General features: G+C 66.3%; 17 protein-coding genes. 8 read left to right on the top strand and 9 right to left on the bottom strand.

What is annotated here, in order from left to right:
- Positions 1-48: 48 nt before the first annotated feature.
- From ACE3OV_RS12825 to ACE3OV_RS12805, 5 genes are all read right to left on the bottom strand, one after another.
- Complete coding sequence (locus tag ACE3OV_RS12825) at positions 49-288, bottom strand: hypothetical protein (RefSeq protein ID WP_374327618.1); 240 nt, start codon at positions 286-288, stop codon at positions 49-51.
- Positions 285-767, bottom strand: a complete 483-nt coding sequence (locus tag ACE3OV_RS12820) for a hypothetical protein (RefSeq protein WP_374327617.1) — start codon at positions 765-767, stop codon at positions 285-287. Before ACE3OV_RS12820 ends, ACE3OV_RS12825 begins: the two co-directional genes overlap by 4 nt.
- 110 nt (positions 768-877) lie before the next feature.
- Entirely contained in the window at positions 878-2566 is a 1689-nt protein-coding gene (recJ, locus tag ACE3OV_RS12815) for a single-stranded-DNA-specific exonuclease RecJ (RefSeq protein ID WP_374327616.1), read from the bottom strand.
- Positions 2563-3594, bottom strand: a complete 1032-nt coding sequence (locus ACE3OV_RS12810; RefSeq protein ID WP_374327615.1) for a hypothetical protein — start codon at positions 3592-3594, stop codon at positions 2563-2565. Before ACE3OV_RS12810 ends, recJ begins: the two co-directional genes overlap by 4 nt.
- Positions 3595-3651: 57 nt before the next feature.
- A complete protein-coding gene (locus ACE3OV_RS12805) occupies positions 3652-3822 on the bottom strand; it encodes a hypothetical protein (protein ID WP_374327614.1) in 171 nt (56 codons plus the stop codon).
- A gap of 100 nt (positions 3823-3922) precedes the next feature.
- Between ACE3OV_RS12805 and ACE3OV_RS12800 the strand changes: the two genes are divergently transcribed.
- From ACE3OV_RS12800 to nudC, 4 genes are all read left to right on the top strand, one after another.
- Positions 3923-5131 (top strand): MFS transporter, encoded by a 1209-nt coding sequence (locus tag ACE3OV_RS12800; protein WP_374327612.1) that lies wholly within the window; start codon positions 3923-3925, stop codon positions 5129-5131.
- A gap of 68 nt (positions 5132-5199) precedes the next feature.
- Positions 5200-5463, top strand: a complete 264-nt coding sequence (locus tag ACE3OV_RS12795) for a hypothetical protein (protein ID WP_374327610.1) — start codon at positions 5200-5202, stop codon at positions 5461-5463.
- A gap of 81 nt (positions 5464-5544) precedes the next feature.
- Positions 5545-6363, top strand: coding sequence for a DUF4349 domain-containing protein (locus ACE3OV_RS12790; RefSeq protein ID WP_374327609.1), 819 nt, complete (start codon positions 5545-5547; stop codon positions 6361-6363).
- A gap of 46 nt (positions 6364-6409) precedes the next feature.
- Positions 6410-7168 carry an NAD(+) diphosphatase gene (nudC, locus tag ACE3OV_RS12785; protein ID WP_374327608.1) on the top strand — a complete coding sequence of 253 codons (759 nt, stop codon included), beginning with the start codon at positions 6410-6412 and terminating at the stop codon, positions 7166-7168.
- Here nudC and ACE3OV_RS12780 read toward each other — a convergent pair whose 3' ends face one another.
- From ACE3OV_RS12780 to ACE3OV_RS12770, 3 genes are read right to left on the bottom strand one after another with little or no spacing between them, the layout of a single operon-like run.
- A complete protein-coding gene (locus ACE3OV_RS12780) occupies positions 7169-8023 on the bottom strand; it encodes a M48 family metallopeptidase (protein WP_374327607.1) in 855 nt (284 codons plus the stop codon).
- A 3-nt stretch (positions 8024-8026) separates the two neighbouring features.
- Positions 8027-8473 carry a YbjQ family protein gene (locus ACE3OV_RS12775; protein WP_374327606.1) on the bottom strand — a complete coding sequence of 149 codons (447 nt, stop codon included), beginning with the start codon at positions 8471-8473 and terminating at the stop codon, positions 8027-8029.
- 4 nt (positions 8474-8477) lie between these two features.
- Positions 8478-8792: a YbjQ family protein gene (locus ACE3OV_RS12770; RefSeq protein WP_374327605.1), complete on the bottom strand. Its 315-nt coding sequence runs from the start codon at positions 8790-8792 to the stop codon at positions 8478-8480.
- A gap of 88 nt (positions 8793-8880) precedes the next feature.
- Here ACE3OV_RS12770 and ACE3OV_RS12765 point away from each other — a divergent pair, with 88 nt between their 5' ends.
- The 4 genes from ACE3OV_RS12765 (at position 8881) to ACE3OV_RS12750 (ending at position 14270) form a co-directional block, all read left to right on the top strand.
- Positions 8881-10122 (top strand): lipoprotein-releasing ABC transporter permease subunit, encoded by a 1242-nt coding sequence (locus ACE3OV_RS12765; protein ID WP_374327692.1) that lies wholly within the window; start codon positions 8881-8883, stop codon positions 10120-10122.
- The gene (gene lolD / locus ACE3OV_RS12760; RefSeq protein ID WP_374327602.1) at positions 10115-10795 is read left to right on the top strand and encodes a lipoprotein-releasing ABC transporter ATP-binding protein LolD; all 681 of its coding nucleotides are present in this window, start codon (positions 10115-10117) and stop codon (positions 10793-10795) included. Before ACE3OV_RS12765 ends, lolD begins: the two co-directional genes overlap by 8 nt.
- Before the next feature lie 66 nt (positions 10796-10861).
- A complete protein-coding gene (locus tag ACE3OV_RS12755; protein WP_374327600.1) occupies positions 10862-12877 on the top strand; it encodes a methyl-accepting chemotaxis protein in 2016 nt (671 codons plus the stop codon).
- An 85-nt stretch (positions 12878-12962) separates the two neighbouring features.
- Entirely contained in the window at positions 12963-14270 is a 1308-nt protein-coding gene (locus ACE3OV_RS12750) for a phenylacetate--CoA ligase family protein (RefSeq protein WP_374327599.1), read from the top strand.
- Here ACE3OV_RS12750 and ACE3OV_RS12745 read toward each other — a convergent pair.
- A complete protein-coding gene (locus ACE3OV_RS12745; RefSeq protein WP_374327597.1) occupies positions 14262-14804 on the bottom strand; it encodes a DUF2062 domain-containing protein in 543 nt (180 codons plus the stop codon). The two genes, ACE3OV_RS12750 and ACE3OV_RS12745, sit on opposite strands and share 9 nt — an antisense overlap.
- Positions 14805-14831 lie beyond the last annotated feature (27 nt).

Here is a 14831-nt window from a genome sequence, read left to right as displayed (position 1 = left end):
ATACTCGAATGCTCGCGACGAGTCAGGCTCGGGAATTCCCGCGAGTATTCAGAAGAACCGGGGGCCAAAGTCCTTTTCAGCCTTGAGGCCAACACTGCATGTTTTAGTGCCGGGGATAAAGGTCTTGACCTGGATATGCACGAACCTGGTTCCTTCCCGATTACTGCACAGTACATCGGTGTTGGGAGTGTTGCCCAGTGTGACCACGGCGGCGTAGCCGCGTCTGCAGAGTTCGCCAGCGACGAAGAATTGGCTTGAGTTGCCGCGCGCGGATTTGTCATGGTTCATGATGCGCAATGACCGTCGATGCTGGTCGCGAGCAGAGGGGCGTCAAACACTTGCCAAGCGTCGGCGAAACCTTGTTCTTGCAGAACCCGCCAATTGATGCCGGGGAATTTCTGGTCCATGAACCAGCGTGCTACAAAGCGCTCAGGTTCCTTGGCGAGAGTGTCGCCGGGGACAATGAAATATTGGACTGCTTGCCCGGGGTCGTTGAGGATGACGAAGACGTAGGTATGCAGCGGATTAACCTTGGCGTGAGCAATCGGGAAGACATTTTTTCGCCGGATCGCTTTTACCTGAACCGTGAAAGAACGCTCGGTTCGGGGATTAAACGCCAAGAGGTCTATTGCTTTTGCGTTGCCGAACGTCAATGAGGTTTGCAAGCCTCTTTTGAGCAGTTCGGCAGCGACGAAAAATTCGCCAGCGAGACCGGTAACCTGACCGTCGGCTCTTTTTCTGTTAGGTGGAGTGTCCGTTTTTTCCATCTGCATAGAGCGCAGAGATAGCGCCAGTTACTTTGCAATCAGGGGAGTTGAGCAAGGGTATGACGGATGTGGCTGTGCTGCAATCGGATTTCCTGATTTGAAATGACCGCTTACTCCAGATACTCGATCATCAACTGCGGAGTCTCGACGCCCATGTATTCGTTCACCGATAGCCGGTAGGCGGCGCGGGTGTTGTGGCCGGGCTGGCTGGCGAAGTTGAACTGGATTGCTTCGATCCGGCTGTTGCCTTTGCGTAGCCGCAGCTTCAGGTGTTTTTCCTTGAGCACGCGTTGTTGTTCGACTTCGAACTCGTCGCAGAACAGCGGCGCCGGGAAGCCCTGGCCCCAGATTTCGTTTTCCAAGAGCTTGGCGGTTTCCAGGCTGATGTAGCCGCCTTCGAGCGGGCCGTCGGTTTCCAGGGTGCGGGTAAGGTCGGCGGGGGCGAGGAGTTCGCCGGCGACTTCGGCGAACAGCGTCTGGAAGCGCTCGAAATCGCCGGCTTTGATGGTGGCGCCGGCGGCCATGGCGTGGCCGCCGAAGCGGACGAGCAGGCCGGGGGCGCGCTTGGCGACGAGGTCGAGCGCGTCGCGCAGGTGCAGGCCGGGGATCGAACGGCCGGAGCCTTTGACGATGCCGCCCTCACTCTGGGCGAAGGCGAACACCGGCCGGTGCAGCTTGTCCTTGATGCGCGAGGCGAGGATGCCGACGACGCCTTCATGCCAGTCTGGGTCGAAGAGGGCGACGCCGGGCGCGGCGGCGTCGACGTCCATCGTCTCAAGTAGCGCCAGCGCCTGTTCCTGCATGCCGGATTCGATTTCGCGGCGTTCGCGGTTCAGATTGTCGAGTTCCTGGGCGATGTTGAGCGCCCGCGCCGGGTCGTCGGTGAGCAGGCATTCGACGCCCAGTCGCATGTCGGCCAGGCGGCCGGCGGCGTTCAGGCGCGGCCCGATCAAAAAGCCGAGGTCGAAGGCGGTGGCCTTGCGCGCGTCGCGCCCGGCGGCCTTGAACAGCGCCGCGATGCCCGGCTGCAAACGGCCGGCGCGCATGCGCTTCAAACCCTGGCTGACCAGGATGCGGTTGTTGCGGTCGAGCTTGACGACGTCGGCGACGGTGCCCAGGGCAACGAGATCGAGCAGGTCGGCGAAGTTGGGCTCGTGGCGCTCAGCGAACCAGCCGCGTTCGCGCAGTTCGGCGCGCAGCGCCAGCATCACGTAGAACATCACGCCGACGCCGGCGATGCACTTCGACGGGAAGTCGCAGCCGGGCTGGTTGGGATTGACGATGCAGTCGGCGGCGGGAAGCGATTCGCCGGGCAGGTGATGGTCGGTGATCAGCGTGGCGATGCCATGCTGCTGGGCGCGGGCGACGCCTTCGAGGCTGGCGATGCCGTTGTCGACGGTGATGATCAGGTCGGGCGATTGCTGCGCGGCGACCTCGACGATTTCCGGCGACAGCCCGTAGCCGAGCTTGAAGCGGTCGGGCAGCAGGAAATCGACGTCGGCGCCGAGCGCCTTCAGGGCGCGCATGCCGACCGCGGTGGCGGTGGCGCCGTCGCAGTCGTAGTCGCCGATGATCAGCAGCTTCGCCTCGGCCTCGATGGCGTCGGCGAGCAGGCTGGCGGCGTCGGTCGCGTGGGTCAGCACGCTGGGCGGCAGCAGCGATTTCAGTTCGTAGTCGAGTTCGGCCTTGTCGGTGACACCGCGCGCGGCGTAGAGGCGGGCGAGCAGGGGATGCAGGCCTTGCTGTTCGAGTTGCCAGACGGTGCGCGGCGGCGCGCTGCGGGTGACGATGCGGGTCAAGATGCTTTTCCTTGCGGCCCGGCCAGTGCCAGGGCGACTTGTTGCGGGTTGCGGCCGGATTTCCAGAACTTCCAGCGCGCGCCGGCGGCGAGCGTCCATTGCAGGCGGCCGTAGATGGTCGGCGCGACGACGACGAGCTCGCTGACGGTCTTGCCGAGACGCTTCTGGATCGGCGCCAGCCAGTCGGCGTCGAAGCGTTCGCAGGCGCGTCGCCAGCCGTCCGGGTCTTCGTAGAGGACGTTCGGCAGCAGCGTGTCGACGACGACCAGCGGCCGTTGCGCGCCGCTGCCGAGGACGGCGCTGGCGGCGCCCGGCAGGGGCTGGGCGGCGATTCCGGCGGCGCGGGCGAGGCCGCGCGCCAGCGGGTCGTCGGCGAAAACTGCGTCGGGGCCGCCGGCCGGCGTCGCCGCCGGGCCGTTGCCCCACAGCCAGAGGCTGTTGATCGCCGGCTTGCCGGCGGCGGCGCGGGCGGCGTTGACCGGGTGCAGGTGGAGGAACATCTGCACCTCGTTCAGCCAGCGGTGCAGCGGCGAAGTCTTGTCGCTCAGGTCGCTGTCCATGCGCCGGCCGGCGACCGCGGAGAGCGGCGCGGCAACGTGGTCGACCGCGGCATGCAGGCGCAGGTACCAGCGCCGCGGCGTCGCCGCGTGGAAGACGCCGACCTCGGCGAATTCGGCGTTGAGCGCGCCGACCAGCGCCTGCGCTTCGACGGCGTCGATGTCGAAGGCGCCGGCGTCGGCAAGGACGATGCGTTCGTGGTGAAAGCGCAGGTGCACCGGGTCGGCGCATAGCCAGTGGCCGTCCTCGGGTGCGCTCTCGGCTTCGCCGAGACGGCGGAAGGCGGCGCTGCCGGCGTTGGCAATGCCGAACTGTTCGAGCAGCGCGGATTCCACGGCCAGCGGTGCGCCGCGGGTGAACTCGGCATGCCCGTCGAGCCAGGCGAAGGCCGGGGTGTTGAGGTCGGCGAGGGTTTGCGTGTCGCCCGGTTCGGGCCAGATCAGTTCGGGGACGAGCAGGGTGAGGCGCACGGCGAAACTCGGGGCTGGGGAAGCTGCGAGTTTATCACCGGGAGGCGGCCGGCCGCCTCAGTTCGCGGCGTCGTCGGCCGATTTGCCGCGCCGGCCACCGAGCATCAGCAGGAGGCGCAGGACGACGACGGCGGCGAAGGCGCTGCCGAGTACCGTCGGCCAGCCCCAGGCGGGGAACAGGGTGGCGGCGAGCGCCGCCACAATCAGGAAGAGGAGGGCGAAGTGCATGGCCGCATGGTAATCGCTGCCGGCTTCCGGTGACAATCCCGCGCTACCGGTCCGCCGCCTTGCCGCGTATCCTTGGCGTCCCCCGCAAAACCGCCTGCCGATGACCACCGAACTGACCCCGCGCAACGAACGCCTGCTCCTGCTGGTCCTGGCCGCCATCCAGTTCGGCCACATCCTCGACTTCATGATCATGATGCCGCTCGGGCCGATCCTGATGCGGGCCTTCGCCATCAACGCCGGCGAGTTCGGCTTCCTGGTCGCTTCCTATAGCTTCAGCGCGGCGGCGGCCGGCCTGCTCGGCGCCACCTTCGTCGACCGTTTCGAACGCAAGCGCCTGCTGCTCGTCGTCGTTGCCTTGTTCGGACTGGCGACGCTGGCCTGCGCGCTGGCGCCGGGTTATGCCACGCTGCTCGTGGCGCGCGGGCTGGCCGGGACTTTCGGCGGCCTGCTCGGGGCGCTGGTGCAGACGATGATCGGCGATGCCATCCCGTTTGCCCGCCGCGCCCAGGCGACCGGTGTCGTCGCCAGCGCCTTCTCGATCTCGACCATCGCCGGCGTGCCGCTCTCGCTGTGGCTGGCCAACCACCTCGGCTGGCACGCGCCTTTCGTGCTGGTGGCGGCGATCGCCGCCGTCTGCATCGGCGTCGGCCGGCGCTGCCTGCCGGAACTGCACGGCCATCTCGGCGCCCCGGCGCACCCGCTGGCGGCGGCCGGCGAGGTACTGAAGGAAGGCAACCATCGGCGCGCCTTGCTGTTTTCGGCGCTGGTCATCTTCTCCGGGTTCACGGTGATTCCCTACATCACCATCCAGGCGGTCGGCAACGTCGGCATCGCCCAGTCCGAGATTCCCCTCGTTTACCTGGTCGGCGGCGCCGCCACCTTCTTTAGCGCCCGCGCCATCGGCCGCTGGGCCGACCGTCGCGGCAAGGTGGCGGTCTATCGCTGGCTGGCGCTGGCGGCGCTGTTGCCGCTGCTGCTCGTCACCCATGCCGGACAGCTACCGCTGTGGGGCTGGCTGGTCTGTTCGACCAGCTTCTTCGTGCTGATTTCGGGGCGCATGATTCCCGCCATGGCGATCGTCACTTCGGCCGCCCAACCGCGTCTGCGCGGCACCTTCATGTCGCTCAACGGCACTGTCCAGGCGCTGGCGATGGGCCTGGCGACGACCCTCGGCGGCGCCCTGATCGAGGTCGATGCGGCGGGCCACCTGAGCGGTTATCCGCTGGTTGGCTACGTCGCGATGGCGGCCAACCTGCTGGCCTTCGCCTGGGTTGCCCGCATCGTCATGCATACGCGGGCTGCCGGCTGAAGGCAGGGTGTGTTAGCCTGCAGCGCCTTGCTTTTCACCCCGAAGTCATATCTTCTGCGGAGTTCATCATGAGCCGTTCCTTCCTGACTGGCGCCATCGTCGGCGCCGCCCTGCTCGGCGCTGCCTTGTTGCTCAATCCATCGGCTGATCGTCATCGCGAGAAGATCAAGACGGTGCTCGCCGAGCGCAGCCAGCTCAATGCCGCCTTCGGCGTCGGCGCCCTGGTCGCCTTCGCTTCCAACTACCACAGCCTGGGCCTTGCGTCCTACACCACGGCGGGCGACCAGACCTTGTCGTTCGGTGTGCTCGGCATGGTCTTCGTGCTCGATTAGGCGCGCGGCGCAGCCTGAAAGCCGGGCCACCTTGGTTGGTATCCCATGAAGTCCCTTGCCGCATTCGTCCGGGAGCAAGCGATGCGTTCCTTGTTGATTCTCTTCTCTTTCCTCGTCCTTGCCGGCTGCGGCAACAAGCCCGAAGCCGATAGCCAGGCGATGGCGCCGGTGGAGCGTGCCGGCAGCGCGGCAAGTGCACCGGCACCCGCCGACAGCCCAAGCCGTTACCTAGCCTACGAGCACAGCATTGATCTCGAGGTGGTCGAGGAACGCGTCGCCGAGGTTCACCAGCAGGCCGAAGCCGCCTGTCTGGCCGCGGTGGCCGAGCAATGCGTCATCCTTGAATCGCGCATCGGCACCGGGCGGGGCAGTTATGCGCAGCTCACCCTGCGCGCCAGGCCGGCTGGCATCCGGCAACTGGTGCAGGCCTTTAGCGCCGCCGGCCGGGTCGCCAGCCAGTCGACGATGGCGGAAGACCTGGCCGGCCCGCTCGAGGATTCGGCCAAGAAGCTGGCCATGCTGGACGACTATCGGAGCAAGCTCGAAGTTCTGCGCAACAAGGCCAGTGGCGATATTGACGCGATGATCACGGTGAACCGGGAACTGGCTCAGACGCAGGCACAAATCGAGGAAATCAGCGGCGCCCGCGCCCATGACCTGCAACGCGTGAATACCGAAGTGCTGCGCCTGTCGATATCGGCGACCGGCACCACGTCGTCCTGGCGGCCGGTGCGCGACGCTCTGGACGAGTTTGTCGACAACTTGGCGCACGGCTTGTCGGGCGCGATCACGGCGATTGCCTACTTCATTCCGTGGAGTATCGCCTTCCTGTTGCTCGGCGGGCTGGCCCGCCTGCTCTGGCGCCGTTTCCGCAAGCCCGCGCCGAAGGCGGTGAGCTGAACGGCGCCGCGTTAAACTGCCGGCTTTTCCTGCCCGGAGTCGATCGATGAACGAGGCCGCATACTGGATCCTGCGCTGCCAGCACCGTGTATTCACCGTGCCCGGCGACTGGCCTTTTCCTTTTGGCACGGCGGCGGATTTCGGACTGCCGGGCAGCGGCCTGGTGGTCGGCGAAATCGGTGGCCGGTCCTGTCGGGCGCTCGATGTTGCCGACTGGCCAGCGATCGCCGGCGGCGAGCCGGTGTCCCTGCGGGCGCTGCACGGACTGGCCGGGATGGAGGTGTTTGCCTTCGCCGGGCGGGCGACGCAACTGCTCGACTGGCAGGCCAACCACCGCCATTGCGGCAGTTGCGGCACGCCGACCGCGCGCCTCGGCGGGGAATTCGCGATGTCCTGCCCGGCCTGCGGACTGGTCGTCTATCCCCGGCTGTCGCCGGCGGTGATGGTCCTGGTGCGCGACGGCGAGCGACTGCTGCTGGCGCGCAGCCCGCATTTCAAGGCAGGCGTCTACAGCGCGCTGGCCGGCTTCGTCGAACCCGGGGAAACGCTGGAGCAATGCGCGGCGCGCGAGGTGCGCGAGGAAGTCGGCGTCGACATCGCCGAGCTGCGCTATTTTTCCAGCCAGCCGTGGCCTTTCCCGAACTCGCTGATGATCGCTTTCTTCGCCGATTACGCGGGCGGCAAGATCGTTCCCCAACCGGGCGAGATCGAGGACGCCGCCTGGTTCGCGCCGGACGCGCTGCCGGCCTTGCCGGACCCGGTGAGCATCGCCCGTCGGTTGATCGACGCGGCGCTTGCCGGCTAGCTAGTCGGGCGTCGCGCCGGCGCGCATGAAGGCCGGCAGCGCAATCGCCGGCGATGGGTTGGCAGTGCCGTGGCGGGCGGCGAATTCACGGATCGCAGCGATGCGTTGCTCGGTATCCGGATGCGTCTGCAGCAGCGTCGGTCCGGACGGCATCGACTGCCGGCGGGCGACTTCCTCGAAGAAGGCGGCGGCATCGCCGACGTGGCCGTAGCGCTGCAGCACCGCCTGCAACGCGGCAGCGTCGGCGGCTTCTTCCTGGGCGCGGCTGAACGACAGGATGGGCAGCATGCCGACGCCGCCCAGCCATTGCTGCAAGGCGCCGTCGCCGACGCCGGAGAAGCTGGCCAGCGCCAGCGCGACGGCGAAGCCGCGGCCCATCGCAACGACCGGGTCGCGGTGCCGGATGTGGGCGATTTCGTGGGCCAGCACCATGGCCAGCGCGTTCTCGCTGGGCAGGGTGTCGATCAGTCCCTGGAAGACGACGATGTGACCGCCCAGCGTCGCCATTGCGTTGACCGTGTCGCTGTCGGCGTAATGCACGGTCAGCGTCATTCCCGGTGGCAATTGCATGTCGGCCGCCAGCCCGTTGGCGAGCGCCTGCAGGTAGTCGCGGCGCTGGCGCTCGCCCGGCTTTGCCGGGGCCGCCGGCAGCCAGCGGCTGAAGCTGGCGGCAAGCGCCTGTTCCTGGGCGAAGGGGATATGGCGGGCAAGCTGGCCGGCGAGCAGCGATAGCGCGAGCACGGCAACCAGGATGACGGCGCTGATGCCGCCGACGAGCAGCACGAAATCCTTCAGCGGATGCGTCGGGCTGACGTTGATGCCTTCCGGTACCTCGCGGTTCTCGTAGCCGCTCATGCTTCAGCGGCGCGCCCGGACGGCGGTGCCGTAGGCGACGACTTCGACGGCGCCGACGCTTTGTGCCGCCCCCTTGTAGATCGACGCGGTTTCCAGGCGCAGGTTCCAGACGCCGCTCGCCCCCTTGCGCCGCGCTTCTTCCTTCATGCGCAGGACGGCTTCGCGGCGGGCGCGTTCGAGCAGCGATTCATAGGAACTGACGCGGCCGCCGACCAGATTGCGCAGGTTGGCGACGAAGCGCTTGAAGAAATCGACCGAGACGACGACGCTGCCGCAGACCAGGATGCCTTCCAGGCGCTCTTCGTCCGGGATGCGCCGTTCGGAGAAGACGAGGATGTCGCGCAGCGTCTTCTCGCGTTCGATGATCGACTTGAAATGGCGCTTTTCGGCGAGCTGTCCGAAGACGAAGCCGAGCAGCAGCAGGACCAGGAATAAGATCAGGTCGAACATCGCATCATTCCACGACGACGGCGGTGCCGTAGGCGAACAGTTCGGCGGCGCCGGCGGCGACCGACGAGGTCGAGAAGCGGACATTGACCACGGCGTTGGCGCCGATCGCCTTGGCCTGCTCAAGCATGCGCTGCAGCGCTTCCTCGCGCGATTCGGTGAGCAGTTCGGTGTAGCCCTTCAGTTCGCCGCCAAAGATGTTCTTCAGCCCGGCCATCAGGTCGCGGCCGACGTGCTTGGAGCGCACCGTACTGCCGTTGACCAGGCCGAGGTGCTTGACGATGGTTTTGCCGGGAACGGTCTCGATATTGGTGACGATCATTGCAAATTTCCTCAACAGGTTGCTGGGCCGGGGTTTCCGGGTGCGTGTACCATAGCGGTTTTGTTGCGTTGCGGGAATACGCATGTCATTGCCCTACGAGTTGCTGATCGGCCTGCGCTACACGCGCGCCAAGCGTCGCAACCACTTCATTTCCTTCATTTCGCTGATCTCGATGGCCGGCATCGGTCTCGGCGTCGCCGCGCTGATCGTCGTCCTCTCGGTGATGAACGGCTTCCAGAAGGAATTGCGCACGCGCATCCTTGGCGTCGCCTCGCACATCCAGGTCACCGGCATCGACGGCGGGCTCGAGCACTGGCAGTCGATCGCCGCCGGTGTCGAGAAACACCCGGAAGTCCGGGCGACGGCGCCCTTCGTCCAGTCGCAGGGGATGTTCTCGGTCGATGGCGAGGTCAAGGGGGCGCTGATCCGCGGCATCGTCCCCGAACAGGAAGACCGTGTCGCCGATTTCCGCAAGACGATCAAGAGCGGCAGCCTCGACGACCTCAAGCCCGGCGAATTCGGCGTTGTCCTCGGCGCCGACCTGGCGCGCTCGCTGCACGTGTTCACCGGCGACAAGTTGACGCTGATCGCGCCGCAGGGCACGGTGACGCCGGCCGGGGTGGTGCCGCGCGTGCGCTCGTTCAAGGTGGTCGGCATCTTCGAGGTCGGCATGTACGAATACGACTCCGGGCTGGCGCTGATCCACCTGCAGGACGCGCAGCGCCTGTACCAGATGGGCGAGCAGGTGAGCGGCGTGCGCCTCAAGGTCGACGACCTGTTCAAGGCGCCGCGCATCGCCCGCGAGCTGGTCGCCTACATCAACGCCGACGCCTACATCCACGACTGGACCAAGAGCCACGCCAACTTCTTCCGCGCCGTGCAGATCGAGAAGACGATGATGTTCATCATCCTCTCGCTGATCGTCGCCGTTGCCGCCTTCAACCTGGTGTCCACGCTGGTCATGGCGGTCACCGACAAGCAGGCCGACATCGCCATCCTGCGCACGCTTGGCGCCCGGCCGCGCTCGATCATGGCGGTGTTCATGATCCAGGGCGCGCTGGTCGGCTGCATCGGGCTGGCGCTCGGCGTCGCCGGCGGGGTGGCGCTGGCGCTCAACGTCGATGTCGTGGTACCGGCGCTCGAGCGCCTGCTCGGCATCCAGTTCCTGGCCAAGGACGTCTATTACATTTCCGACCTGCCGTCCGAACTGCTGTGGAGCGATGTCTGGGGCGTCACCCTGATCGCCTTCGTGCTTTCTCTACTGGCGACGCTCTACCCGAGCTGGCGCGCGGCGCGGGTCAATCCGGCGGAGGCGCTGCGCTATGAGTGAAATCATCCTGCAGGCCCAGGGCCTGGCCAAGACCTTCCGTGGCGGCGGGCTCGACGTGGCGGTGCTGGCCGGCATCGATCTGAGCCTTGCCGCCGGCACCACGCTCGCCGTGGTTGGCGCTTCCGGTTCCGGCAAGAGCACCTTGCTGCACCTGCTGGGCGGGCTCGACGCGCCGAGCGCCGGCACGGTGTCGCTGATGGGGCGCGATTTCTCGGCCTTGAACGAGGTCGATCGCGGTGACTGGCGCAACCGCCATCTCGGCTTCGTCTACCAGTTTCACCACCTGCTGCCCGAGTTCTCGGCGCTGGAGAACGTCGCGATGCCGCTGCTGATCCGGCGTCAAGCGCGTCCGGAAGCCCTGGCGGCGGCGGCTGAGATGCTCACCGCGGTCGGCCTCGGCCACCGCCTGGAGCACCGGCCGGGCGAGCTGTCCGGCGGCGAACGCCAGCGTGCGGCAATCGCCCGCGCGCTGGTCAGCCGGCCGTCCTGCATCCTGGCCGATGAACCGACCGGCAATCTGGACAGTCATACTGCTGCCGGCGTCTTCGAACTGCTGCTCGAACACGTGCGGCGTCAGGGCGCCAGCCTGGTCATGGTCACCCATGACCGCGGGCTGGCGGCCAGGGCCGATGCGATGATCGAACTGAACGACGGGAAGCTATTCACCGCCTGATATTCGTTTGACATTTTTCGCTCTCTGGCTATTCTGGTCGCGTCCGTAGCCTGGGGGTAGAAAAAAATGCGCGCCTTGTTCCTGCCGGCAGTGGCTTTGATGAATCGCCTGCGTTTCCGCGCCAAGTTCATTTTTCTTGGCAGCGCCTTGCTGGTCGTCTTGCTGGTGCTGCTGGCAACGCTTTACGACAGCCTCCGCCGCGACATCCGCAGCGCCGAACACGAGCTGGCCGGTCTGCAGATGCTCAAACCGATGAATCGCACGGTGCAGTTCATGCAGCAGCATCGTGGGCTGTCGTCGGGGGTGCTCAACGGCAATGCGGCGATGCAGGAGCGGCGGGCGCAGGTGGCGAAGGAAGTCGACCGGGCGCTGGAGGAAACCGCCGCCCGCCTCACGCCGGCGCTGCGCGACAGTCAGGACTGGCAGGCGATCCGCGGTGAATGGACGGAAATCGGCCACCAGGGGCTGAACTGGCCGGCGCCGGAAAACCTGGCCCGGCACAGCCAGATGATCGCCAGCGTCCTTTCCTTCATGGTCGAACTGGCCGACGAAACCGAGTTGACGCTGGATCCGGTGATCGACACCTATTACTTCATGGATACCGTCGTCAACAAGATGCCGGCGATGCTCGAACCACTTGGCATCATGCGTGCACGGGGGACCGGGGCGCTTAGCGCGCAGGAGCTGACGCTGGAAATGCGGCGCGAGATCGTCGCCCTGCTCGAACGATTGAGTGGAAACCTGAAACAGCAGAATGCGAATCTGGAAAAGGCGATGAAGCACGCGCCTGAACAGCGCGCCGTGCTGAGCGGGCCGAGCAGTGAATTCACTGAGGCCACCGGCAAGGTGTTCAATCTGGTTCGCGAAGACATCCTCAACGAGCGCTTCCAGACCTCGGCCGCCGATTATTTCGCGCTGACGACGCAGGTCATCGATCTCGGCTACCGGATCATGTACGACACCCTGATCCCGCAGTTCGAGAAGCAACTGGAGAAACGCCAGGCCGATGCCCAGCGCGTCCTGCTGCTGCAGGGCGTGCTGGCGACCCTGGTGACGCTGCTCGTCGCCTATCTCGGGATTGGCGCCTATTATTCGGTGATCGACACGGTCGAAGTGTTTTCCGTCGGCGCCCGGCGCATGGCCGATGGCGACATGACGGTGCATTTTGCGACCGCCGGCAACGATGAACTGCACGCCGCCGGCTGCGACCTCAACGACATGGCGGCGTCGATCCGGGCCCTGCTGGCGCGCATCCAGGACGATGTTGGCGAGTTGCGCAACGCGGCCGGCGAACTGGCCAGCTCGAGTCACCAGATTTCGCACAGCGCCGGCACGCAGAGCGACTCGGCGTCGAGCATGGCGGCCTCGGTCGAGCAGATGACGGTTGGTGTCGATCACATCGCCAGGAACGCCCAGGATGCCGAGTCCTATTCCCGGGAGTCGGATCGCGTTGCCGGCGAGGGCGGCGAGACGGTGCGCCGGGTGGTTGCCGAAATCCAGGGCATCGCCGAATCGGTCAATCACTCGGCGGCCAGCGTCGAGGCGCTGGGGCAACAGTCCGACCAGATATCGACCATCGTCGGCACGATCAAGGACATCGCCGACCAGACCAATCTGCTGGCCCTCAATGCCGCCATCGAGGCAGCGCGGGCCGGCGAATCGGGACGCGGCTTCGCCGTGGTCGCCGATGAGGTGCGCAAGCTGGCTGAGCGGACCGCGAAATCGACCCAGGAAATCGCCGGCATGATCGCCGCCATTCAGTCCGGGACGGCGACTGCGGTCGACAGCATGAAGCGTGGTGTGGCGCGGGTTGGGCTCGGCGTCGTCGAGGCGCAGCGGGCCGGCGAGTCGATCGATCAGGTCCAGGAACATGCGCGGCGGGTGGTCGAGGCGGTGTCCGAGATTACCGTCGCCCTGCGCGAGCAGGCGGCGGCCAGCACCGAGATTGCGCAGAATGTCGAGCGCATCGCCCAGATGGCGGAACAGAACAACGCCGCCGCCGGCAGCAACGCCCATACCGCCGACGGCCTGCGCCAGCTGGCCGAGACGCTCAACGGCGAGGTTGGCCGCTTCCACACCTGAAACCGCAGCCGCGCGCGCCGGCGCCGGCCGGCGTATCATTTCTCCCTTTTTGACAACAACAGAAAGCAACCAGGGAGGAAGCTTCATGATTTTCGACATCGAGAACGAGACCTTGCCACGGGAAGAGCTCGAGGCCTTGCAGTTGCGCCGGCTGCGCAGCACGGTCGAGCGCTGCTACGCGACGGTCAAGTTCTACCGCGAGGCGATGGATGAACTGGAGGTCAAGCCGCACCATATTCAGTCGCTGGCCGATGCCCGTCTGCTGCCCTTCACCAAGAAGGAACAACTGCGCGACAACTACCCCTTCGGCATGTTCGCCGTGCCCACCGAGCAGGTCGTTCGCGTCCATGCCTCGTCCGGCACCACCGGCAAGCCGACCGTCGTCGGCTATACCCGGCGCGACATCAGCAACTGGGCGCAACTGGTCGCCCGCAGCCTGGCTTCCGCCGGCCTGCATCCCGGCGACCGCCTGCACAACGCCTACGGTTACGGCCTGTTCACCGGCGGCCTCGGCCTGCATTACGGCGCCGAGGAACTCGGCGTGCTGACCGTGCCGATGTCCGGTGGCCAGACCCAGAAGCAAGTCATGCTGCTCTCCGACTTCGAAGCCACCGCGCTGTGCTGCACGCCGTCCTATGCGCTGAACATCGCCGAGGAAGCCGAGAGCATCGGCATCGACCCGCGCAAGCTGCCGCTGCGCGTCGGCATTTTCGGCGCCGAGCCGTGGACCGAGGAAATGCGCTACGAGATCGAGGCGCGCCTGGGGCTCGAAGCGATCGACATCTACGGCCTGTCCGAAGTCATGGGGCCGGGCGTCGGCGTCGAGTGCATCGAGGCCAAGAAGGGCCTGCACATCTGGGAAGACCATTTCCTCGTCGAGTGCGTCGATGTCACCACCGGCCAGCCGCTACCTGACGGCGAGGAAGGCGAGATCGTGTTCACCTCGCTGACCAAGGAAGCCTTCCCGATCCTGCGTTACCGCACCCGCGACATTTCGGTGATCGACCGCACGCCGTGCAAGTGCGGCCGCACGCATGCGCGCATCCGCCGCATCTCCGGGCGTTCCGACGACATGCTGATCATCCGCGGGGTGAACGTCTTCCCGACCCAGGTCGAGGCGGTGCTGATGCGTACCGAAACGCTGTCGCCCTTCTACCAGATCGAGGTTTTCCGCGAAGGCTTCATGGATTCGATGATGGTCAATGTCGAGGCCAGCCCGCCGCTGTTCGCCAAGGGCCAGGAGGCGATGGACCGCATCGCCGCCAAGGTGCAGAAGGACATCAAGGACTTCATCGGTGTTTCCTGCCAGGTCAATGTCAAACCGACCGGCGCCATCGAGCGTTCGATGGGCAAGGCGGTGCGCGTCATCGACCACCGCAAGAAGTCAGGCTGAGCGCCTGCGGGCGCGGCGCCGGTGCCAGTGGCGGACGAGGTAGAGCCGCCAGGCGCCGCGCGTCAGCAGGTAACCGGCCAGCGCCAGGCCGTCGGCAAGGACGATCAGGCCGACGGCGAGTGGCCGGGCGACGGCCAGCATCCAGGTGTGCATGGCTTGCGTCCAGGCGCCGAACTCAGCGAAGCTGAACGCCGGCGGCAACAGGAAGCCGGCGGTATCGCCGATCAGCAGGCGGCCGGTCTGGTAGGCCAGCAGATAGAGCGGGACGATGGTGAACGGGTTGCTGTAGAGCGTCACCACCAGCGCCAGTGGCAGGTTGGCGCGGAACAGGATGGCGCACAGGGCGGCGCCGGGCATCTGGAAAGGCCCGGGAATCAGCCCGCAGAACAGCCCGGCGGCGATCGCCCCGGCCGCCGAGCGGCGGTTCAGGTGCCAGAGTCGCGGGTGTAGCAGGGTATTTTCGAACGGCCGTAACCAGGGGTTGCGGCGTATCGTCTCGTGATCCGGCAGGTAGCGTTTGAGCAGGCGGCGCATGGGGCGATTATCGCAAAGGCCGGGCTC

The organism is Azonexus sp., from assembly GCF_041909095.1.
GTDB lineage: Bacteria > Pseudomonadota > Gammaproteobacteria > Burkholderiales > Rhodocyclaceae > Azonexus.
This window is presented reverse-complemented; position numbering and strand designations above follow the sequence as displayed.